This window comes from Allobosea sp. FBZP-16, assembly GCF_002831785.1.
Lineage (GTDB): Bacteria > Pseudomonadota > Alphaproteobacteria > Rhizobiales > Beijerinckiaceae > Allobosea > Allobosea lupini.
Genome location: NZ_LNCQ01000048.1, coordinates 52645 through 73917 on the forward strand (window position 1 = coordinate 52645; position 21273 = coordinate 73917).

The following is a 21273-nucleotide window of genomic DNA, read 5'->3' on the forward strand; positions in this document are numbered from 1 at the left end:
TCAGAACAGACTGTTGCTGATCGCGCGCGGCACCAGCGAGATGCTGCCGTTCGCTTCCTTGTACTTGCGGGGTATGTTGATGATGCCCGAAAGGTGCAGCCAGAGATTGTTCGGCGAGATCGGCTTGACGATGATCTCGTGCGCTCCGAGCTTGGCGGCCTGCACCACGGCGCGCCGGTCAGGCTTTTCCATCATCACCAGCACCGGCGCCTTGGCGAAGGGCGACGTCTTGAAAGAGCGGATCGAGGCCAGGCATTTCACGCTGTCGCCGTCGGGCAGGTCCCAGTCCAGCATCACGATGTTGGGCTGCTTCTGAATGAAGGTCGTCGCCGCCGTGGCGAGATCAGCGGCCTCGAACACGCGCTGCAGCTGCGCCTGGTAGAGCATGGTGCGTATGATGCGCCGATAGTGCGGGCTGGGATCGATCAGCAGCACCGAGAGATTGGGGAAGGATGGCGCGATATGCATGTCCGCAACTCGAAACCCGTACGCGACTAGGACACTGGCACGCGGCGGTTAAGGCTCCGCCAACTCCCTCAGACGCTGAGCCCGAACCGGACCCCGCCCCAGTGCCGGCCCCTGACGACGATCGGCGCCGAAAGGTCCTCCATCACAAGGAAATTGCCGCCGCCCATGTCGCGCCGATAGGTCTGCAGCAGGAACGGTTTCTGGTTGCGTGCCGCGGCAAGGCCGGTGCGATCGTTGAAGATGCGCCGGTTGCGGCAATTGGCGTTGTTCCAGACCGGGTCCGGCCCCTGCGGCTGCGAGTACTTGCGGTTGTGCGTCGGCAGGTACCCATTGCGGTCGACCGCCGCGCAGAAGACGATCCGCTTGCTCGCGGACAGCATCTTCTCCTGAACCGAAGGCAGCAGCCGGTCGGTCAACTCGGTGAAGCGGGTCATGAATTGCTGGGGATCGCTGCCCGGAATCGGCCTGTAGGCCTCGTCGAACAGATCGGCCTCGCTGGCCTGCCCCGTCGCCAGCGCCTGCTCGAACAGGCCGGCGATCGCCGCCGACGCCTCGAGCGCGATCTCGATCATGTCCGATTGCGGCGTGCGCACGCCCGAGTTCGCGATCGCGCCGAGGACCGCCTCGCTGGTCGAGACCAGCGACGCTCCGCGCCGGGCCGCGACCTCGAGATTGCGGCCGGACTGATCGACCCCCGCGACCAGTCCCTTGATCTCGTCGCCCACCTGCGCGAACGCCGCAGCATTCTCGCGCGCCGGCGCCGAGATCGAGTCGATCTCCGAGATCAGCCCGACCACCGAACGGCCGAAATGATCGAGCTCGCCGATCTGCTGCGAGATGCCCTGGCTCTCGTCGCTGGCGCGCCGCGCCGCCAGCGCGTTCGCCTCGCTCTGCTTCGCCAGCTGGTCGACGGTCGAGACCAGCGCGTCGAGCTGTTTGGCACTGGCGGCCGTCGCGTCGCGCGTCTGCTCGGCGAGCTGCTTCACCGCCGCGGCGATCACCGCAAAGCCACGGCCTGCGGCGCCGCTGCGCGCGGCCTCGACGCCGGCATTGATCGAGAGCAGCTGGATCTCGCGCGTGATCGTCTGGATCGCCTCGCTGGCCTCGCGCGCCTTGTGGGCGCGCCCGACGGCTTCGTTCAGCGCCTGCGAGATCGATTGCGCACCGTCCGACAATTCGGCGATGTCGCTCTGCGCCGCATTCAGACCCTGGCGGACCGCGCCGGTGACGCGCTCCAGCCCGCTCTTGACCACGGAGGCCGCCTGCTGGGCGGTATCGGCCGCCTGCTGGATCGCCTGGTTCGAGCGCGAGACCTGCTCGACCGAGGCGACGACGCGGTGCAGCCCATCCGTCTGCCGGTCGAGCTCGGCATTGACGTCGCCGACGCGCCCGGAAATATCGGTGATCTCGGCACTGAGCTTGCCGAAGCGTTCCGCGATCTCGCGTACGGCCCGCGCTGCCGCTTCCGCGCCCGGCGCATCCTCATTGGCAGGATCAGGCAGCTTCAGGGCCTGGGCAAGCATCGCTTGGCGCTTCCTTCTTGGAGTTATGCCCGCCGAACCTAAAGGAACAGGGTAAATCCGCGGTTAAGCGGTTCCGGCGGCAATATCTCGATGGTTCCCTCGGCTCGGCACGGCGGCTAGGCTGGCGCCGCACGACAGTCTCGGGGGCGCACGCCGCTTGAACAGCCGACAGCTCGAAACCTTCGCCGCGGTGATGAAGGCCGGCACGATCTCGCGCGCCGCCGAGTTGCTCGGCGTCACCCAGCCCGGCGTCAGCCGCGCCATCGCCGAGCTGGAGAAGTCGCTCGGCTTCCTGCTGTTCGACCGGATCCGCAACCGCATCGTCGCGACGCCCGAGGCCAAGCTGTTCTACGCCCAGGTCCAGGCTTCCTTCCTCGGCATGGACACGCTGCGCGCCACCGCCGCCCGCATCCGCGACCATGGCGCCGGCCAATTGCGCGTCGGCTCGCTCTCGGCGCTGGGCTCGTCGCTGGTCCCGCGGGCGGTCCGCCGCTTCCGCGACCGGCGCCCGGACATCGCGGTGACGCTGATGGTACTGCCCTCGCGCGATGTCCGCGACGGCGTCGCCTCCGGCGCCTTCGACATCGGCCTCGCCGCCGACGAGATCGACGTATCCGGCGTGCTGCACCAGCCCTTCGTCCAGCCGCGCGTGCTCTGCGCCCTGCCGCTCGGCCATCCGCTCTCCGAAAAGGAGCAGATCGGCCCGGCCGATCTGCACGACCTGCCGTTCGTGGCCTATGTGCCGGAGGATCGTGCCCGCCAGCGGCTCGACCGCATCTTCGCGGAAGCCGGCGTCAAGCCGCGCATCGTCGTCGAGACCATCTATGCCGCGACCGTCTGTGCCCTCGTCGCGGAAGGCGTCGGCGTCGGCCTGGTCAGCCCTTATGCGGTCGCCGGTGCCGATCCGAGCCGGCTGGTGCTGCGCCCCTTCGCACCGGAGGTGCAAAGCCGCAGCCTGCTGATCCTGCCGCTCGACCGGCCGAAATCGCAATTGGTGCGCGACTTCATCGACTGCCTGATGGAAGTGCGTTGACCATAACATCCAGGCATCGAGCCATGAGTTTTGCCTGATTGCCGGCAAGGCCCCGCAGAGGGAACCTTTCTTCCACGAAAGGACCTCTTCCCATGCATGACGCGACCCGCAGCGTTCACCACCCCGCCGTCAACGAAGAGGGCTATGCCAGCCTCACCGTGCCGACGCACCGCGCCTCGACCATCGTCTATCCCGACGCGGCCAGCTTCTTCGCCCGCAGGCATCGCGGCTTCGACGGCTATACCTACGGCCTGCACGGCACCCCGACGCACCGCACGCTCGAAGCACAGCTCACCGCGCTGCATGGCGGCGTGCGCACCGTGCTCGTCCCGTCCGGCCAGGCGGCGGTCACCATCGTCCTGCTTTCGGTGCTGCTGCCGGGCGACAAGGTGCTGATCCCCGATCAGGTCTACCAGCCGGTGCGCAGCTTCTGCGAGGACTACCTGAAGCCGCGCGGCATCGACTACGGCGTCTACGATCCGCTGATCGGCGCCGGTATCGCCGGTCTGATCGACGACAAGGTCAAGCTGGTCTGGGTCGAGTCGCCCGGCTCGAACACGATGGAGGTGCAGGATATCCCCGCCATCGTGAAGGCGGCGAAGGCCAAGGGCGTGCTCGTCGGCTGCGACAACACCTGGGCGACGCCGCTGATCTTCAAGCCGCTGGCCCATGGCGTCGACTTCGCCTGCGAAGCGCTGACCAAATATGTCGGCGGCCATTCCGATCTGCTGCTCGGCTCGATCACCGTCGCCGATCTCGGCCTGCGCGAACAGCTGAAGGTGACGCTGCGTGGCCTGGGCGTCGGCGTCTCGCCCGACGAAGTCCAGCTCGCTCTGCGCGGCCTGGAGACCCTGGCGCTGCGCCTTGCCCATATGGGCAAGGTCTCCGAGGACTTCGCCCAGCGCCTGACCCGTTCGCCCGCGGTCGAGACCGTGCTGCATCCGGCCCTGCCCTCCTGCCCCGGCCATGAATTCTGGAAGCGCGACATGGGCCGCTCGTCAGGCGTGTTCAGCGTCGTCCTGAAGCCAGTGCCGCATGCTCGGCTGGAACAGGCGCTCTCGGCGCTCGAGGTCTTCGCCATCGGCGCCTCCTGGGGTGGCACGCGCAGCCTGATCGCGCCGCTGGCGCCGGAGGGCGAGCGCACCGTCGTGCCCTGGCCGCATCAGGGTCCGGCACTGCGCATCAGCATCGGCCTGGAGGACCCGGACGACCTCTGGAACGACCTCGACGCGCTGCTGGTCGCGCTCGAACAGCCAGTGGCTGCCAAGGTCGCCTGAGGTTGAAGGCCTGAGATGACGAACGCGGCGGGGCAGCGTCTCCGCCGCAACGGGAGAGTTTTGCCTGATAACAACGACAGGGGATCAACGATGAAACGGACCTTGCTACGCCTGACCGCCGCGCTGGCGCTCGCCGCGGGTTTCGCTGCACCCGCCGGCGCCGACACGATCAAGATGATCCGCGACCGCGGCAAGATCATCTGCGGCACCAGCCCCGGCGTCGCCGGCTTCTCGACGCAGGACGCCAACGGCCGCTGGCAGGGTTTCGACATCGACATCTGTCGGGCGCTCGCCGCGGTGATCTTCAACGACACCGAGAAGGCCGGCTTCGTCCCGCTGACCTCGAAGGACCGGTTGATCGCGCTGCAGGCCGGCGAGATCGACGTCCTGCCGCGCACCACCACCTGGACGCTTTCGCGCAATGCCGGCCAGGGCGTCACCTTCACCACCGTCAACTATTATGACGGCCAGGGCTTCATGGTCTCGAAGAAGCTCGGCGTCTCCTCCGCCGCCCAGCTCGGCGGCGCCTCGGTCTGCGTGGCGCAGGGCACGACCAGCGAGCTCAACCTCGCCGACTATTTCCGCAAGCTCGGGGTGAAATACGAGGCTGCCGCCTTCGGCACTTCGGAAGAAGCGCTGAAGGCCTATGAATCGGGCCGCTGCGACGCCTACACCACCGACATCTCCGCCCTCTCGGCCGTCAGGATGAAGCTGCAGGACGTGGACAGTCACGTCATCCTGCCGGAAGTCGTCTCGAAGGAGCCGCTCGGCCCCTGGGTCCGCACCGGCGACGAGACCTGGTTCAACCTGGTACGCTGGACCGTGCTGGCGCTGATCAACGCCGAGGAGCTCGGCATCACCAAGGCCAATGTCCAGGAGATGCTGAAATCCTCGAATCCCGAGGTAAAGCGCTTCCTCGGTCTCGACGGCAAGATGGGCGAGGCGATGGGCGTCACCAACGACTGGGTCGTGCGCATCATCTCGGCCGTCGGCAACTACGGCGAGAGCTTCGAGCGCCATCTCGGCAAGAGCTCGCGCCTGCAGCTGGCGCGCGGCCCGAACGAACTCTGGAGCAGGGGCGGCATCCAATACAGCCCGCCCTTCCGCTAGAGCATTGTCGAGCGAAGTGGACACCGGTTCGCGTGAAGAAATGCGATAAGGCAAAGACCTCGAGCAATTCCGCCATTCGGAGAATTGCGGAATTGCTCTAGGCAGCGAGGCAGGCACACGGAACCGCCGGGCGCTCCGGCGGTTGTTTACTCCGTTACATCACCAAGGAGTACTGCTCGTGCCCGCCATCAAATCCCTCTTCGCCGGCGCCGCTGCGCTTGCCCTCGTCACCGGCACGGCCGTGGCCCAGCCGCGAACGCTGGGTCCGCAGACCGGCACGGTCAAGATCGAGCAGATCTCGGTCGCCTTCATCGCCTCGGGCGAACTCGGCGGCGGCACCTTCACCTATCGCGGCCGCTCCTATCCGATCTCGGTCGGCGGCCTCGGTATCGGTGGCATCGGCGCCTCGCGCGTCGTCGCCAGCGGGCGCGTCTACGGCCTGACCGAGCGCAACGACCTCGCCGGCCCCTATGTCCAGCTCAAGGAAGGCTGGGCCGTCGGCCGGGCCGGCCAGGGCCGCGTGTGGCTCAAGAACGACAAGGGCGTGACCATCAGCCTCGACACGCGCCGCCAGGGCCTGCAGGCTACGATCGGCGCCGACGGCGTCGTGATCGCGTTCAAGTAGGCGCAGCGCAAGCTGAAGATACTCAATGGCGGCCGGGTGATGCCCGGCCGCTTTCGTCGTGGCCATGCGCCGCGACGGCTGCGCTGTCAGATGGGTGAGTGTACAACTGCCCTTGCACACCCGACCTAGGCTTTCGGGGCGCGCGGTTCCCCATAGCTGCGAAGACGAGGAGGATGATCGCGATGACGAAGGTTCTGGTTCTCTACTATTCCAGCTACGGCCATATCGAGACGATGGCGCAGGCGGTCGCCGAAGGGGTGCGCGAGGCTGGCGCCGAGGCGCTGATCAAGCGCGTGCCCGAGCTCGTCCCCGAGGAGGTCGCGCGCAAATCCGGCTTCAAGCTCGACCAGGCCGCTCCGATCGCGACCGTAGACGAACTGCCGGACTACGACGCCATCATCCTCGGCGTCCCCACCCGCTTCGGCAATATGCCGGCGCAGATGAAGAACTTCCTCGACCAGACAGGCGGCCTCTGGTTCCAGGGCAAGCTGATCGGCAAGGTCGGCAGCGTCTTCACCTCGACCGCGACCCAGCATGGCGGCCAGGAAAGCACCATCCTTTCGACCCACACAGTGCTGCTGCACCAGGGCATGGTCATCGTCGGCCTGCCCTACAGTTTCCAGGGCCAGATGACGCTGAGCGAGATCACTGGCGGCTCGCCCTATGGCGCCAGCACCATCGCCGCCGGCGACGGCTCGCGCCAGCCGTCCGAGAACGAGCTCGCCGGCGCCCGCTTCCAGGGCAAGCACGTTGCCGGCATCGCCGCCAAGCTGGCCGGCTGACGCCCGGGCGCGCCCCAACCGGCTCCGCGGCCCGGCATCGCCACCGGGCCGCGTTAGCGGCAGCCTGAGAGGAATGCTCGATGGGTACCGGCGTCGTCGACCGCCCCGACCAGAATCGTTTCGAACTCGACATCGGCGGCGAACTCGCCCTCGCCTATTACAAGCTCGATGGCGACCGCGTCGTGCTGACCCACACCGAGGTGCCGCAGGCCTTGTCCGGCCAAGGCATCGGCTCGCGGCTTGCCAAGGGCGTCTTCGAGCAGATCCGCGCCTCCGGGCGCAAGGTCGTGCCGCGCTGCTCCTTCATGGCCGGCTGGGTCAGCCGGCATCCGGAGTATGACGATATCGTCGTGGGGTAGCTGGCAGGCCCCACGAGCGATGGGGCTCGAACATCGGCGGGAATGGCTCGCGGGTGGCGGAACCACGCGAAAACCTTCGCGTTGCCGCCTTGCCAACCTGACGGAGCTCCGATGTCCTCATCTGCGCGTGCCATCGTTCTGGGTGCGAGCTTGATGCTCGCCGCCTGCAATCCGACCCAGCCAAGCGGCAATGCGAACGTTCCGCAACCGGCCAAGCCCGTCGAGCTGAGCCGGTATGTCGGCCGCTGGCATGAACAGGCGCGCTATGAAGCGAGCTTCCAGAAGGGCTGCGAAGCGGTCACCGCCGATTATGCGGCGAAGCCCGACGGCTCGATCGCTGTGGTGAATTCCTGCCGCGAAGGCTCCGTCTCAGGTCCCTTGCGAACGGCGGAGGCGACGGCGAAAGTCGTCGACGGCTCGAACAATGCGAAGCTGAAGGTGAGTTTCTTTCCCCCGTTCGAGGGCGACTACTGGGTGCTGGATCGCGCGGCAGATTATTCCTGGTCCATCGTCGGCGAGCCATCCGGCCAATATCTTTGGATACTGACACGGTCGCCGCGGATCACGGACCGCGAATACGCTCGCCTCGTCACGCGTGCCGCGGCACTCGGCTACGATACGGCGATGCTGCGGCGGACCGCACACTAGCGGCGCGATGGCCGCCGTCTTCTGAGCCTATTTGCCGGCGCCGGTCTCGCCCTCGGTTCCCGAGCCGAAGGCCTCGATGGCAGCGGCAGACAGATCGCCGATCGACCCGGGCCGGTCGAGCATCAGGCGCAGGACGATTGCGCCGAGCCTCGCCTTGGCCTGGTCCTGATCACCGTCCGCTATGACGCCATGCGCACTCAGGGCGGCAAAGGCACGCGCCTGAATCGCCTCCGCGACCAGGAGTTCCTGGGAATTCAAGACGCCTGGGAAGCGGAACGGGAGCATATGCATGGTCGTCATCGAAGGCCGGTTGTCGCTGCGTAGATAAGAATGGCGCTCCTAGCGCAATGTTCCCTCGCTTGTCGAAGGCCGTCGACGCGCTACGCATCGAAGCCGACGATCCGCCTCGATATGGCTGCGCAGGCCCGGGCCGAAGGGCAGCCGGGTGTCAGGCTGTCCGGGCGGCCGTCGACGACGAGCGCCGCTCTCGCTCAGGCGGTCTTGCGAATTCCGAAGCAATGACCAGATCAATGATCGCCCTGCATAAAGAGGGCATGTAACCCGGATCCATGTTGCTTTTCGGAGGATATGGCTATGGCAACAAAACCGATCGTCGCCTGCATCACGGAGGGCCACGACCGATGAATACCGATCAGTTCGAACGGCCGGTCGTCATTTTCGCCGGGCTGGGCCATCCGGCGGCGATATCGACCGTCATGGAAGCGTATATGTTCCTGGTCGATTGGCCGCACGGCAAACGCGACCGGGCCCACGACTTTGCGATCAAGGCCTGCGTGGCCGCGTTGCGCGGCGAGGTCGAGGCCGAGACGGTTCGAGGCCTATTCGCGACGCTCGCCGAGAAATACGACATCCTGGCACCGGATGCCGCCTCCTTTGCCGCAGCGTACAGGGAAGGCCCGCAAGGCAGGGCGTGAGACCAGCCCGGCCCTGCCCGTGGCAGGGTCGGGCCATATGGCCACCCTTGCCTGGGCATCGCCATCGCCGCGGCGGTCTCGATCTGTGACAGATACCGCCAGTTTGACGCCGGAACAGGGCGGAACTGCCCGAATTTGTCGACGCTAGATGAATTGGTGGGCCGGGCCGGACTCGAACCGGCACCGGCGCTGTTATGAGCAGCGAGCTCTAACCATTGAGCTACCGGCCCGCAGCACGCCTAGCATCCGGGTAGCGAGACGTGCAACGGCTTTGCGGGAAGCGCGGGACTTGCCAGGCGGGAATCGGCGCTGCCCTATCCACGATCGCACCGCCTCAGGCGCGTTGCAGATTGCGGCGCCGGCGCAAGGGGCGCAGGACATTGATCTCCAGGGCGCCGACCGTGGTCGCAGCCAAGGCGGCGATGCAGACCATGAGCTTCGAGAACTCCTCCATCGCCCCCTCGATCAGGATTGCGTGAACCGAACCGGCGCTGACAATCGCCACCGCCAGCACGCTGTGGGCGATGCGCCAGTTCCGATGGGAGAAGCGCAGGCGCCGGCGCATCACGGCGAGGATGGCGGTCAGGACGAGGCACCACAGACTGATCACGCCGTAGAGCGAGAACGGCGTCGGCGCGACCAGGAGCAGCGCATCCATCACGTCCTCGGGGCTATAGGCGTAGAGCGCCCCGACATGCAGCGCGACTCCGGCAACGATCGCGATTCCGCCCCAGCGATGCCAGCGCAGACCGCGCGCGGGCTGCATCAGGACCGGAGCGGTTGCAGTCAGAAGTGGCTGCACGAAGAGCAGGCTGAGCGCCGCGACGCCGGCCATGCCGCCGACGACCCAAAGAAACTCGCGGCCGCGCTGGAGCGGGCTGAGCGCCGCCGCGACTACGGGGATGATGGCGACGGCGGCGATCGCCAGCCAGGCGATGCGCCGCCGACCCGTCTCAGCTCGACTTGCCGGCATTGCCCGCCGTGGGAGCGAGAACGAAGTCGACGGTCATGCTCTTGTCATGGCGGCTGTTCAGCACCGGGCGCAGGAACAGCGTCGCAAAGCCGGGATCGTCATAGGCGATATGGATGTGCGGCTGGCCGAATTGCGGCACGATCGGCGAGATGTCGAGCCTATAGCGGCCGTTCGCGTCGGTCATGACGCTGCCGCGATTGCTCGGCTCGCGCTCGCCGCCGCGCTCGGTCGCGGCCCAGATCTGGATGCGCACATTGCGCAGGGGCTTGCCGCTGCCGGCCTCGCGCACGATGCCGGAGGCGGTGAAGCCGGTCCCGAGATTGTCGACCATGGGCGCGCCCGGGATGTAGTTGTTGGCGCCGCCGCGCATCGTCTCCGTCGCGGCAAGAGCGCCGCTCTGCGCGTTCGCGGGCAAAAGATAGCGCGGCAGCAGGCCGACGACGCCGGCAGCCGCTGCACCGAGCAGAAGAATCCTGCGGTTGGGCTGGATGATCGTCACGGTCATGATCTGATCCTCACCATTACATCTGACGTCGGGAAAGATTTTGGGCGGCATCGCCCGGAGGCAGCCACAGGCCCGCTCGACGCATCGCCTTGTCTTCCCCATCTAAGGAGCGACGGCCGGCGAAGTCCATCGGCCGGGCCATCACCTTCCCGTCATGCCGGCGTGAGGCGATGGCCGACAGCACATGGAACGCCGCCGCTCGATGAGAGCGGGGCTGTTATGGGCACCGAGCTCTGATCGTCGAGGGACCGGCCCGCCGCAGCCCTACGCCGTCCGGCTCCGTGGGCACGGATTCGCCCTCACGCTCCCCCGATCAGGATGCCAGCCGCCAGCACCAGCGCTCCGCCGAGCACGACCTGGAAGGTCGCGCGGGCGAAGGGCGTTTCCATATAGCGATTCTGAATCCAGACGATCGCCCAGAGTTCGATGAAGACGACCACCAGCGCGATCGCCGTTGCCGTCCAGAAGGACGGGATCAGATAGGGCAAGGCATGGCCGAGGCCGCCGAGCGCGGTCATGACGCCCGACGCCAGCCCGCGCTTCCAGGGCGAGCCACGGCCGGACAGCTTCCCGTCGTCATGCGCCGCCTCGGTGAAGCCCATCGAGATGCCGGCACCGATCGAGGCGGACAGGCCGACCAGGAAGGTCGTCCACGGATTCTGAGTGGCGAAGGCGGTGGCGAAGATCGGTGCCAGCGTCGAGACCGAGCCGTCCATCAGCCCGGCAAGCCCGGGCTGCACCCAGGTCAGCAGGAACTGCCGGTGCCCCGCGGCGTCCTCCGTCGAGCCGGCCTCGCCCTTGAGATGATCCTCGGCGAGTTCCCCCGCCTTGCTCTCATGGCCGGCCTCGGCTCGCGCGAGGTCGCCGAGCAGGCTGCGCGTCTGCGCATCCGTGCTGCGCCCGGCGGCGGCGACATAGAAGTCGCGCGCCTGGCGCTCCATCGCCGCCGCCTCCTCGCGGATACGATCGAGCCCGAGCGTCTCGACCAGCCAGACCGGGCGGCGCTGGTAGAAATCGGCGACGTGCTCACGCCGGATCGGCACCACCACCTCGCCGAAACGGCGCCGATAATCGTCGAGCAGGCGCCGGCGATGCTCGTCCTCCTCCGCCGCCATGCCGTCGAACACCGCCGCCGAGGCCGGATAGTCCTTGCGCAGCTTCTCGGCATAGACGGCGTAGATGCGGCCATCCTCCTCTTCCGAGGCGATCGCCAGTGCCAGGATCTCGCGCTCGCTCAGGCTGTCGAAGCGGCGCCGGCCACTCAGGCCGGCGGGCAGGAACCGGGATAGCATCGCAGTCTCCTTTAGAATTATTCTAAAATAGAGAGCGCGCTATGGCCCCGCAAGCCGCTTCAAACGCAACGCCCCCCGCCTTGCGGCGGAGGGCGTCGTGATGTCCGGCGATATCGTGCGCGTTTCGCGCGGTCAGGCTGCCTGTGCCTGCTCCTGGTCGTGCTCGGCTGCCCCGCTTTCGCGGAAGCTGAAGCGCGAGATGTGCTCGGTGAGCGAGCGGGTCTGCTCGTCGGTCAGGGCGAGCGCGGCATTGGTCTCCTCGACCAGCGCGGCGTTCTGGTGCGCCATGGTGCCGATGCCGTCGATCTCCTTGTTGATCGTCGAGACATCGGTGGCCTGGCCGCGGGCCGTCTGCGAGATACCGTTCATCAGCGCCGAGAGATCGTTGACCGAAGTCAGGATGCTGCCGAACACCGCCGAGCTCTGCTCAACCAGGCCGACGCCGACCTTGACGTCGCCATGGGCGGCCTCGACCAGCTTCTTGACGTCGTTCGAGGCGTCGGCCGAGCGCTTGGCAAGGCTGCGCACCTCGCTGGCGACCACGGCGAAGCCCTTGCCGGCATCGCCGGCGCGAGCCGCTTCCACCGCCGCATTCAGCGCCAGGAGGTTGGTCTGGAAGGCGATCTCGTCGATCATCGAGATCACCTCAGAGATCTTGCTGGAGGAGGTGCGGATGCGCTGCATCGCCTCCAGGGCCGAGGCGACGACCTGCTCGCCCTGCTGGGCGCGCTCCTCGGCGCTCTGGGCCATGCCGACGGCGGCGGCCGCATCCTTGGCGGTTTTCTGGACGTTGCTGGCGAAGGCACCGAGCTGGTTGGTCGCGACCGAGACGGCGTTGCTCTCCTCGCTGGTGCGCTCGGCGAGATCGGTGACGCCGTCGAGTATCTCGCTTGTCGCGCTGCGAACCGCAGAGACGGTCTCCGAGAGGCGTGCCAGCGTGCTCTCGAATTCGCCGGCGAGACTGTTGGTGCCGTTTTTGAGTTCGGCGAAGGCGCCCTGGTAGCGACCCTCGACGCGGGCGACCAGATGACCATCCGAAAGGTGGCCGAGGACCTCGCAGGTCTCGGACAGGCCGGTCTGGACTGTCTCGAGCAGTTCGTTGACTGAAGCTGCCAGCGCATTGAGCTCGGCATCGGCGAAGGTGGCGTCGACCCGGCGGCTGAAATCGCCCTGCGCCGCGGCTGCGACGACGACGCCGAAGGCTTCGCCGAGCTCGGCCATCATCTGGCGGCGCTGCTCCTGGGCGCGCTCCTCATCCTCGACCTTGGCGAGTTCGGCGGCGCGCAGCGCCACCGCATTGTCACGGAAGAGCAGCACGCTCTTCGAGATGTCGGCGATCTCGTCATTGCCTTTCGTGTCGACGACCGTCTCGAGCTGACCGTCGGCGATCGCCTTCGTCGCGGCCCAGAGCTTGTTGAGGCGGCCGACGATCTGGCGCCGGACATAGAACAGCGACAGCGCTAGCGCGACGAGAAGCGAACCGAGGCCGATCATGCCGAGCCAGAGCTTGCTGGTCTCGATCAGCTCTTTCGTCGAGCCGACGGCGGCCTGCGCCTCGCCCCGCGCGCCCTGCACGAGGGCATCGACCTCGCGGCGCAGCTGCGCCGCAGCCTGGTCGACCTCCTTGAGGCCGCGGTTGATACCATCGCGGGTGGTGATGTCGCGGTTGCGGATGTCGACCAGCCCGTCGCTGCCTTCGCCGATCGCGATCAGGTCCTCGACCGTCTTGGCCCGTGCCTTGTTGGCGGTGATCTTCTCGGCGTCGGCGAGCAGCGTCCGCAGCCGATAGGCGATACCGTTGAAGCGCTCGCGGGCGAGGCTCAGCTTCTCCTTGTCGTTTATCTGCGCGATCTCGCGGAGAACGCCGACCATCTCGTTGACATTGGCCTGCAGGGTGCGGGCCAGGTCGAAGATCGCGAAATCGCGGTCCATCAGCGTCTTGACCGCGCCGGTGAGCGCGTCGCCGGAGAGCGCGGCGAGATCGTCGAGGCCGAAGGTCACTGCGAACTTGGCCTGCTCGGCCTCGCCGCTGGCAGCCTTGACGAAGGCCTCATAGGCCGTGCCGAGCTTCTCCAGCGCAGCAGCGCTTTCGGAGGCGTTGCGCAGGCGCTCGCCGGTCAGGTCGTTGATGTCGTTGATCTGGCGCGACAGGTTGTCGAGCGCGGCCTGCGCCTTCTTGTTGTCGACATTGCCCTCGCCGATCTTGCGGACGAGATCGAACTGCCGGGCCTCGACCTTGTCGAACTCGCCGGTCAGAGCCGCGCGCTCGCGCACGGTCTGCACTTCCATGAAGCGCGGAGCCAGCGCGGTCGAGGCGGTCGCGGCCTGCGACAGTTCGAGCGCCAGCTCGACCACCGGCATCTTGCGCTCGACCATGTCGGCGACCGTGCTGCCGACCCTGCCATAGGAGAACCAGGCGACCAGCGAGGCCGCGATCGTCAACACCGTCAGGACGCCGAGCGCGGCATAGATCCGCGCCGCGATCCCGATGCGCGAGCCCTTCTGGCGCGCAGGCTTTCCAGTCTTCGACATTGACGCGGTACTCCTGAAGGCATTCCCGGCAGCGCGGCGCTGGCCGGGGTCGGACGCGGACATGGGGGCAGGCAGCCGACGACGGTCAGCCGCGGAACGGAAATGATCTTGTTGACGGGCGACGGCGGCTCGTCGGCGCGGCGCCACGCTGCGGCGACGGCGCGAGCCAAGCTTCATGCGCCGGCGGATGACGGCGGCCGATCATGCAGGACCTCCCAGCCCCTGGCAGAGCGATCCCGATGGACCGATCTATGGCAGAATTGCGGAGGTCCGCTTAAAGAACGCTTAAGTTGCCGGATTCTTCTGAATCACTCGGCGTTGGGGCGGGTTCACGTCTCGTTAGGATTTTTCGCCGGCTTCACGCGGACGGCAGCGGCGGCACCGGGCGCGGCCTGCCATCGTCGTCGATCGCGACGAAGGTGAAGGTCGCATCGGTGACCTTCTCGTGCAGGGTGGTGCGGAAGCGCCGGGCCCAGGCCTCCACCTGGATCTTCATCGAGGTCCGACCAATCGACTTCACCGAGGTGTAAACGCTGAGCACGTCGCCGACCTTGACCGGGCGGATGAAGGTCATCGCCTCGACTGCGACCGTGACCACGCGCCCTTGCGCCCTGTCGACCCCGGCGATGCCGCCGGCCTGGTCCATGCGCGACATCACCCAGCCACCGAAGATGTCACCGTTGGCGTTGGTGTCCGCCGGCATGGCGATGGTGCGCACGGTCAAGGTGCCGCAGGGTTCCTCGGCGGGTTTCACACCAGGCTCAGTCATCGTTGGCCGTCCCCTCTTCGATATGGAAGGAGTGGAGCACACGATGCAGGATCGGCGCCAGCACGAAGCCCGTGGCGACCACCACGAACAGGCCCGAGAAGATCGCATAGCAGCCGGCGAAGAGCTTGCCGCCCGTGGTCTTGAGCTCGGCCACCGGCCCCATGCCGGAGAGGATCATCGCCGCGTTGACGAAGGCGTCGACCGCGCTCATGCCCTCGCTGGCGGCGTAGCCGATCATGCCGATCGCGAGCCCGACGATGGTGAGCCCCAGCCAGAGCAGCATCGCCCGCCCCATGCGCAGGGCGAACTGTCTTGGCGGCAGGAGTGCCTCGCGGCGGTGCTCGAAGCGGGTCAGGTGGCGCATCGGCGCTAGGCTTTGCCGAGTTCCTTGCGCACCAGCGCGGCTCCGGCTGAAAGCGCCGCGAGCTTGCCGTAGGCGACCGCGAACGGCATCGGCGCCAGGCCGCAATTAGTGCAGGGGTAGAGCTTTTCCGGCGCGACATAGTCGAGCACCGCCCGGATCGTCGCGGCCACCTCCTCCGGCGTTTCGACGGCGTTGGTGGCGACATCGATGCAGCCGGCCATGACGTCCTTGCCGTCGAGCAGCCTGATCAGCTCGAGCGGCACCTTCGAATTGCGGCACTCGAGCGAGACCTGGTCGATCGCGCTCCTGGCGATCACGGGGAAGGTTTCCTCGTAATGGCGCCACTGTTCGCCGAGCGTCGCCTTCCAGTCGATATTGGCCTTGATGCCGTAGCCATAGCAGATGTGAACGGCGGTGGTGACCGCGAGCCCCTGCGCCGCGCGCTCGAGGCAGGCGATGCCCCAGTCGGCAACGGCGCCCATATAGACGTTGAAGGCCGGCTCATCGAACTGGATCACATCGACCCCGATGGCCTGCAGTTCCTTCGCCTCCTCGTTCAGCACGGCGGCGAAGGCCATGGCGAGGTCCTCGCGCCGACCGTAATGTTCGTCGGCGATGGTGTCGACGATCGTCATCGGACCCGGCAGGGTGAATTTCAGCTTGCGCTTCGTATGCGCCCGCGCCGCTTCCGCCTCCATCCTGTGCACAGCGCCCCTGCGCCGGATTGGGCCGGTCACGGTCGGCACCTCCGCGTCGTAACGGTTGTTGCGGATGCCCATGATCGTCTTCTTGTCGAAGTCGATGCCGTCGAGATTGGCCAGGAAGCCGTGGACGAAATGGACGCGCGCCTGCTCGCCGTCACCGACGATGTCGAGCCCGGCATCCTCTTGCAGCTTGACCGAGAGAATGGTGGCGTCGCGCTTGCCCGCCTCCAGCGCCTCCCCCGAAAGCATCCAGGGTGCCCAAAGCCGCTCCTCTTCCGCGAGCCAGCGCGGCTTCGGCAGGCTGCCGGCAAGGGTGGTCTGGAGCATGGCGTTCCCCTTTCATCATTGAGCTGAGATTGCCGCGCGCGCATGCTGCGTCAAGTCAGGCTCGTCGAAGGAGAAGGCGATGGCCAGTCCGCCGCCGATGATTTGCATCTCGCTGCGCTATGCCGACGCGCCGCGCATCTATGACTGGCTGATCGCGGCCTTCGGCTTCGAGAAGCACGCCGCCTACTATTCGCAGGACGGCAAGACGTTGCTGCACGGCGAGCTGCGTATGGGCGACAGCTTCGTCATGCTCGGTTCAGCCGAGAACAACGAATTCGGCAAGCTGGTCTCGCGTCCGGCCGAGCTCGGCGGCACCACCGCCTCGCCCTATGTCGCGACGACGGATATTGACGCGCTCTGCGAGCGGGCCCGCAAGGCCGGCGCCGAGATCTGCATGGAGCCGACCGACCAGCCCTATGGCAGCCGCGACTTCATCTGCAAGGACCCGGAGGGCCATGTCTGGTGCTTCGGAACCTACCGTCCCGGTGCTGTCTCGGCTTGATCACGCCGCCGCCAGCTTCGGGCGCGCCTTCAGCATCAGCCAGCAGACGATCGAGAGGTTGATCAGGTTCCAGGCGAGACCGTTGAGGAAGGCGAGCCGATAGGACGCGGTCGCGTCGAAGATCAGGCCGGAGACCCAGCCACCGAACGCCATGCCGAAGATCGTCGCCGACATCACCACGCCGATGCGCACGCCCGCCTCGCGCGGCGGCATGTAGTCGCGGATGATCACCGCATACATCGGCACGATCCCGCCCTGGAACAGGCCGAAGATGCCGGTGACGATGAAGAGCGAGCTCAGCCCGTCGAACCAGAGATAGAGGAAGAGCGCCATGCCCTGCATCAGGGAGGACAGAGCGAGCGTCGCCGTGCCGCCGATCTTGTCGGCGACGAAGCCGGATGAGATCCGGCTGACGATGCCGAGCGCCATCATCACGCTCAGCATCTCGGCGCCGCGAGCGACGCCGTAGCCGAGATCGCTGCAATAGGCGACGATATGGACCTGCGGCATCGACATCGCGACGCAGCAGCAGAAGCCGGCCACGACCAGCAGCAGCTGCAGCTGGTTGGGCGACAGCCCGAGGCTGCCGCGCGCGCCGGCGCTCGTCGCCTCTGCCGCCGCGATGCTTGCAGCGTTCGGCCGGCGCCGGAACAACGGCGCCAGCGGCAGCATCACCACCAGGCAGGCGATGCCCAGCCAAAGATGCGTCGTGCGCAGGCCATGGGTCTGGACGCCCCAGTTGATCAGCTGCGGCCAGAACATGCCGGCGAGATAGCTGCCCGACGCGCCGAAGACGACGGCAAGGCCGCGATAGCGCCGGAACCAGTGCGAGAGATCGGCGATGAGCGGCGAGAACCCGGTAGCGGCGCCGAGCCCGATCAGGAAGCCGTGCGCCAGCGCGAACTGCCAGAGCGAGCCGGCGACCGAGGCGAGCGCATAGCCGCTGCACAGCAACAGTGCGCCCAGCACGATCGGCCAGACGATCCCGAAACGATCGGCCAGCCGGCCCATGGCGATATTGCCGACGCCGAAGCCGATCATCGCGAAAGTGTAAGGCAGCGAGGCATCGGCACGCATGACGCCGAATTCCTGCTGAACCGCCGTCACCACCACGACCGCCGACCAGGAACCGACGCAGGCGATCGTCCCGACCAGCAGGGCGAGCGCCAGCCTCATCCAGGCATAAGACGAATCCGGCGCGTAGCGCGCATCCTGGGCGTTCATGTTTCCTCGCCGGATCAGCGGAGAACGATTTTCTCTCTGCCCGAGCATTAGGCAGCACGATCGTTCGCCACAAGCGCATCGGCGGCGGGCCGATGCGGCGCGGATGTGGGGGCGGCCTGCGTTTTCTTCGACCGCTTGCATCGTGGGCCGACAGCGGCATGCTCGGCACGAGGCGGAGGAGCGATGGCCAGGATTTGCATCTACGGCGCCGGCGCGATCGGCTGCTATCTCGGCGGGCGGCTCGCCGCCGGCGGCGCGAAAGTCGCTTTCATCGGCCGCCGGGGCATTGGCGAGGAGCTCCGGCAGCACGGCCTGACGCTGACGCATTATGACGGCCGCAACTGGCACGTTCCGCCGGAGACGGTTGCCTTCTCGACCGAGCCGGATGCCGCCGCGTCGGCCGACCTCATCCTGGTCACCGTGAAGTCGGGCTCGACCGTGCAGGCCGCGGCTGAGCTTGCCGCCCTGGCTGCACCGAACGCCGTCGTGATCAGTTTCCAGAATGGTATCGGCAATGTGGATGTGCTGCGCGCTGCCCTGCCCGGCCGCAGCGTGCTCGCCGGCATGGTGCCGTTCAATGTCATCAGGCGTGGTCCCGGCGGCTTCCATCAGGCCTCGGAAGGCGAGCCCGAAGTCGAGGACGCAGCCGCACTCGCACCTTTCCTCGCCGATTTCACCAGCGCCGGCTTCGCCCTGCGCCGGCACCGCGACATGCTGCCGGTGCAATGGGCCAAACTGCTCCTCAACCTCAACAACGCCGTCAACGCGCTCTCCGCCCTGCCCTTGCAACAGGAACTGGCGCAGCGCGCCTATCGGCGCTGCCTGGCGCTGGCGCAGGCCGAAGCGCTCGCCTTGCTCAAGCAGGCAGGCATACAGCCGGCGCGGCTGACACCACTGCCGGCGGGCTGGATCCCGGCGCTGCTACGCCTGCCCGATGCGCTCTTTGCCCGGTTCGCCCGCAAGATGCTGGCGATCGATCCGTCGGCGCGTTCGTCCATGGCGGACGATCTCGCCGCCGGGCGCAGGACAGAGGTCGACTGGATCAATGGCGAAGTGGTCAGGCTGGCGCAGCGCCTCGGTGGGAGCGCGGCGGTGAACGAGCGCCTTACGGCTCTCGTCCACCAGGCCGAGCACTCGCCGCGGCGCTGGAGCGGCGACGCCTTGTTGGCGGAACTCGGCGACGCGAGCTCCTCTCTCCGAGGGATCAGGCGGCGCGACGATCGTGCCGGCCCTCATTGACCTCCTCGATGATCTTGGCGACGAAAGCCGGCAGGTCGCCGGGATTGCGCGAGGTGACGACACCCTTGTCGGTGACGACCTCGCTGTCCTCCCATTGCGCCCCGGCATTGACCAGGTCCTGCTTGATCGTCTTGTACGAGGTCAGCCGCCGCCCCTTGGCGATGCCGCTGTCGACCAGCAGCCAGGGCGCGTGGCAGACGGCTGCGACGACCTTGCCTTGCGCGAAGAAGTCCTTGATCAGCGCGATCGCCTTGTCGTTGCCGCGCAGCGTGTCGGGATTCATCTGGCCGCCGGGCAGCACGATCGCGTCGTAGGCGTCGGCCCGTGTCTCATCGAGGCTCTTGTCGACCCTGACCGCCTTTCCCCAATCCTTCTTGTCCCAGCCCTTGATCTCGCCGCTCTCGGGCGATGCGACATGCACGGTGGCGCCGGCTTCCTTGAGCTTTGCGAGCGGTACCTCGAGCTCGGACTGCTCAAAGCCGTGCGTGGCGAGGATGAGGATCGATTTTCCGTTCAGCGAGGCCATGGCCTTCTCCCTGGTTGCTGCTTCAATCAAGGCAACCTTCGGGAGGGCGATCCGTTTCCGCGTCGGAACGACGCGGTGGGGGCGACAACGGCCCAGAGACATTCCGCGATCTGGAGGAGTGCTCCAGCTCAGCTCTTGCGGCCGGTCAGGTCGGCATATTGCTCGGCCGGCAGCGGACGGCCGAGCATATAGCCCTGCATGTAGTTGCAGCCTTCGTCGATCAGGAAGTCGAGCTGCTCGCGCGTCTCGACACCCTCGGCCACCACCTCGATGTCGAGCGCATGGCCAAGCGCGATGACCGCGCGCGTGATCGCCGCGGCCTCCGAGGCGACGCCGAGATTGGCAACGAAGCTGCGGTCGATCTTCAGCGTCGAGAGCGGGAACATGTGCAGATAGGAGAGCGAGGAATAGCCCGTGCCGAAATCGTCGAGCGCGATGCGCACGCCGAGCGCCTTGATCCGGTGCAGCACCAGCATGGTGCGGTCGAAATCGGTGATCATCACCCCTTCGGTGATCTCGAGCTCGAGCCGCTCCGGCTCCAGCCCGGTCTCGACCAACACCTCATCGATCAGCGCCGGCAGGTCACCATGGCGGAACTGCAGGGGCGAGACGTTGACGGCGATGCGCAGCGGCCTTGCCCAGCTTGCCGCCTCGGTGCAGGCCTGGAGCAGCAGCTCGCGCGCCAGGGGCAGGATCAGCCCGCTCTCCTCCGCCGCCGGGATGAACTCGGATGGCGGAATCACGCCACGCTCGGGGTGGACCCAGCGCGCCAGCGCCTCGAAGCCCGACAGATGGCCGGCGGCCGAGAAGACCGGCTGATAGTGCAGATGCAGCTGCTTCTGCGCGATCGCGGCTGCAAGGTCGTCCGCAAGGTGATGAGCGGACGCCGCCGCATCGCTCCCGGTTTGCGGGCCGCTGCTGACGTCGACCATCACGTTGACTGCGCCGGTGAGCTTGCCCTGCGCATCGTAGAGCGGCGTCGGCAGCGGCATGAAGCGCACGCGGCTGCCATCGGGCCGCTCGGCCAGCGCCTCGATGCCGCGGACCGCGCGCTTCTCGCGCAGCGCCACGGCCAGCGGGCAATCCTCATGCGCCAGAGGCGAACCGTCGACCTGAAAAAGACGATGGGCGATGCACCAGCGATCCTGCCCGATCTGGGGTTGCCGCCCGACGAGCCGGGCAGCCGCCTGATTGAAATAGGTCACGTTCCCGTCGGCATCCGTCGCGTAGAGCGCGAGCGGCAATTGCGCCACGACCTCCCGGAACCAGCTGTCGTCGGCCGCGTCGGCCTGCGCACCCGGAGGCTCGTCCGGCTTCTGACCGCCGGGGGGATTGGGAGGCATGCTGGTGATCTCGACGCGAACAACGTGGTGGCATCAAAGCCGGAAAAACCGAATAAAGTTTTAAATGGCGAAGGCGAATCCAATGCCGCTGCGCAATAGCCACTCCCCCCGGCGTCGGAAAACAGCGGAAATCTTCGTATAAATTGACTCAAATTTGCGCAATGCCCCAAGGAAAACACAATGGATGCGCAGTTTTAAAATTTTAAACCGATA

General features: G+C 66.9%; 23 protein-coding genes and 1 tRNA gene. 10 read left to right on the forward strand and 14 right to left on the reverse strand.

The window, feature by feature from the left end; translation table 11 throughout:
* Both CXY91_RS23895 and CXY91_RS23900 read right to left on the reverse strand, forming a co-directional pair.
* The gene (locus tag CXY91_RS23895; protein WP_091840264.1) at positions 1–468 is read right to left on the reverse strand and encodes a response regulator; all 468 of its coding nucleotides are present in this window, start codon (positions 466–468) and stop codon (positions 1–3) included.
* 68 nt (positions 469–536) lie between these two features.
* On the reverse strand, positions 537–1991 hold the full coding sequence (locus CXY91_RS23900; protein ID WP_100963979.1) for a methyl-accepting chemotaxis protein: 1455 nt from the start codon (positions 1989–1991) through the stop codon (positions 537–539).
* Between the two features lie 157 nt (positions 1992–2148).
* On the opposite strand from CXY91_RS23900, the gene CXY91_RS23905 reads away from it, so the two are divergent.
* The 7 genes from CXY91_RS23905 (at position 2149) to CXY91_RS23935 (ending at position 7825) form a co-directional block, all read left to right on the forward strand.
* Positions 2149–3024: a LysR substrate-binding domain-containing protein gene (locus CXY91_RS23905; protein ID WP_100963981.1), complete on the forward strand. Its 876-nt coding sequence runs from the start codon at positions 2149–2151 to the stop codon at positions 3022–3024.
* A 92-nt stretch (positions 3025–3116) separates the two neighbouring features.
* On the forward strand, positions 3117–4301 hold the full coding sequence (gene metC, locus CXY91_RS23910) for a cystathionine beta-lyase (protein ID WP_100963983.1): 1185 nt from the start codon (positions 3117–3119) through the stop codon (positions 4299–4301).
* Positions 4302–4391: 90 nt separating this feature from the next.
* On the forward strand, positions 4392–5411 hold the full coding sequence (locus CXY91_RS23915; RefSeq protein WP_100963985.1) for an amino acid ABC transporter substrate-binding protein: 1020 nt from the start codon (positions 4392–4394) through the stop codon (positions 5409–5411).
* A gap of 178 nt (positions 5412–5589) precedes the next feature.
* On the forward strand, positions 5590–6036 hold the full coding sequence (locus CXY91_RS23920; protein ID WP_100963987.1) for a hypothetical protein: 447 nt from the start codon (positions 5590–5592) through the stop codon (positions 6034–6036).
* Between the two features lie 182 nt (positions 6037–6218).
* Positions 6219–6818 (forward strand): NAD(P)H:quinone oxidoreductase, encoded by a 600-nt coding sequence (gene wrbA, locus CXY91_RS23925; protein WP_100964244.1) that lies wholly within the window; start codon positions 6219–6221, stop codon positions 6816–6818.
* 80 nt (positions 6819–6898) lie between these two features.
* Positions 6899–7177 (forward strand): GNAT family N-acetyltransferase, encoded by a 279-nt coding sequence (locus CXY91_RS23930; RefSeq protein ID WP_100963989.1) that lies wholly within the window; start codon positions 6899–6901, stop codon positions 7175–7177.
* Between the two features lie 153 nt (positions 7178–7330).
* Entirely contained in the window at positions 7331–7825 is a 495-nt protein-coding gene (locus CXY91_RS23935; RefSeq protein WP_210202611.1) for a lipocalin family protein, read from the forward strand.
* 27 nt (positions 7826–7852) lie between these two features.
* Here CXY91_RS23935 and CXY91_RS23940 read toward each other — a convergent pair whose 3' ends face one another.
* Positions 7853–8116: a hypothetical protein gene (locus tag CXY91_RS23940; protein WP_100963993.1), complete on the reverse strand. Its 264-nt coding sequence runs from the start codon at positions 8114–8116 to the stop codon at positions 7853–7855.
* A gap of 350 nt (positions 8117–8466) precedes the next feature.
* Here CXY91_RS23940 and CXY91_RS23945 point away from each other — a divergent pair, with 350 nt between their 5' ends.
* Entirely contained in the window at positions 8467–8760 is a 294-nt protein-coding gene (locus CXY91_RS23945; protein ID WP_091840241.1) for a DUF982 domain-containing protein, read from the forward strand.
* 154 nt (positions 8761–8914) lie between these two features.
* On the opposite strand, the gene CXY91_RS23950 is transcribed toward CXY91_RS23945, so the two are convergent.
* From CXY91_RS23950 to CXY91_RS23985, 8 genes are all read right to left on the reverse strand, one after another.
* A tRNA-Ile gene (locus CXY91_RS23950) sits at positions 8915–8990 on the reverse strand.
* A gap of 104 nt (positions 8991–9094) precedes the next feature.
* Complete coding sequence (locus CXY91_RS23955) at positions 9095–9733, reverse strand: ferric reductase-like transmembrane domain-containing protein (protein ID WP_100963995.1); 639 nt, start codon at positions 9731–9733, stop codon at positions 9095–9097.
* Complete coding sequence (locus CXY91_RS23960; protein ID WP_199777549.1) at positions 9714–10238, reverse strand: peptidase associated/transthyretin-like domain-containing protein; 525 nt, start codon at positions 10236–10238, stop codon at positions 9714–9716. The genes CXY91_RS23955 and CXY91_RS23960 overlap by 20 nt, the downstream gene beginning before the upstream one ends.
* Positions 10239–10537: 299 nt before the next feature.
* Entirely contained in the window at positions 10538–11530 is a 993-nt protein-coding gene (gene mbfA / locus CXY91_RS23965) for an iron exporter MbfA (protein ID WP_100963997.1), read from the reverse strand.
* A gap of 132 nt (positions 11531–11662) precedes the next feature.
* Positions 11663–14062 (reverse strand): methyl-accepting chemotaxis protein, encoded by a 2400-nt coding sequence (locus tag CXY91_RS23970; protein ID WP_100963999.1) that lies wholly within the window; start codon positions 14060–14062, stop codon positions 11663–11665.
* Between the two features lie 358 nt (positions 14063–14420).
* Positions 14421–14831 carry an acyl-CoA thioesterase gene (locus tag CXY91_RS23975; RefSeq protein WP_091842756.1) on the reverse strand — a complete coding sequence of 137 codons (411 nt, stop codon included), beginning with the start codon at positions 14829–14831 and terminating at the stop codon, positions 14421–14423.
* Positions 14824–15195, reverse strand: a complete 372-nt coding sequence (locus CXY91_RS23980) for a hypothetical protein (RefSeq protein WP_100964001.1) — start codon at positions 15193–15195, stop codon at positions 14824–14826. The genes CXY91_RS23975 and CXY91_RS23980 overlap by 8 nt, the downstream gene beginning before the upstream one ends.
* Positions 15196–15200: 5 nt before the next feature.
* Entirely contained in the window at positions 15201–16226 is a 1026-nt protein-coding gene (locus CXY91_RS23985; protein ID WP_091842761.1) for a methionine synthase, read from the reverse strand.
* Between the two features lie 79 nt (positions 16227–16305).
* Here CXY91_RS23985 and CXY91_RS23990 point away from each other — a divergent pair, with 79 nt between their 5' ends.
* Positions 16306–16728, forward strand: coding sequence for a VOC family protein (locus CXY91_RS23990; RefSeq protein ID WP_100964003.1), 423 nt, complete (start codon positions 16306–16308; stop codon positions 16726–16728).
* On the opposite strand, the gene CXY91_RS23995 is transcribed toward CXY91_RS23990, so the two are convergent.
* Positions 16729–17952 (reverse strand): MFS transporter, encoded by a 1224-nt coding sequence (locus CXY91_RS23995; RefSeq protein ID WP_100964005.1) that lies wholly within the window; start codon positions 17950–17952, stop codon positions 16729–16731.
* A 183-nt stretch (positions 17953–18135) separates the two neighbouring features.
* Between CXY91_RS23995 and CXY91_RS24000 the strand changes: the two genes are divergently transcribed.
* Positions 18136–19191, forward strand: coding sequence for a 2-dehydropantoate 2-reductase (locus CXY91_RS24000; RefSeq protein WP_100964007.1), 1056 nt, complete (start codon positions 18136–18138; stop codon positions 19189–19191).
* On the opposite strand, the gene CXY91_RS24005 is transcribed toward CXY91_RS24000, so the two are convergent.
* Positions 19157–19717 (reverse strand): type 1 glutamine amidotransferase domain-containing protein, encoded by a 561-nt coding sequence (locus tag CXY91_RS24005; RefSeq protein WP_100964009.1) that lies wholly within the window; start codon positions 19715–19717, stop codon positions 19157–19159. The genes CXY91_RS24000 and CXY91_RS24005 overlap by 35 nt on opposite strands.
* A 128-nt stretch (positions 19718–19845) precedes the next feature.
* A complete protein-coding gene (locus tag CXY91_RS31255; protein ID WP_349236605.1) occupies positions 19846–21060 on the reverse strand; it encodes a putative bifunctional diguanylate cyclase/phosphodiesterase in 1215 nt (404 codons plus the stop codon).
* Positions 21061–21273 lie beyond the last annotated feature (213 nt).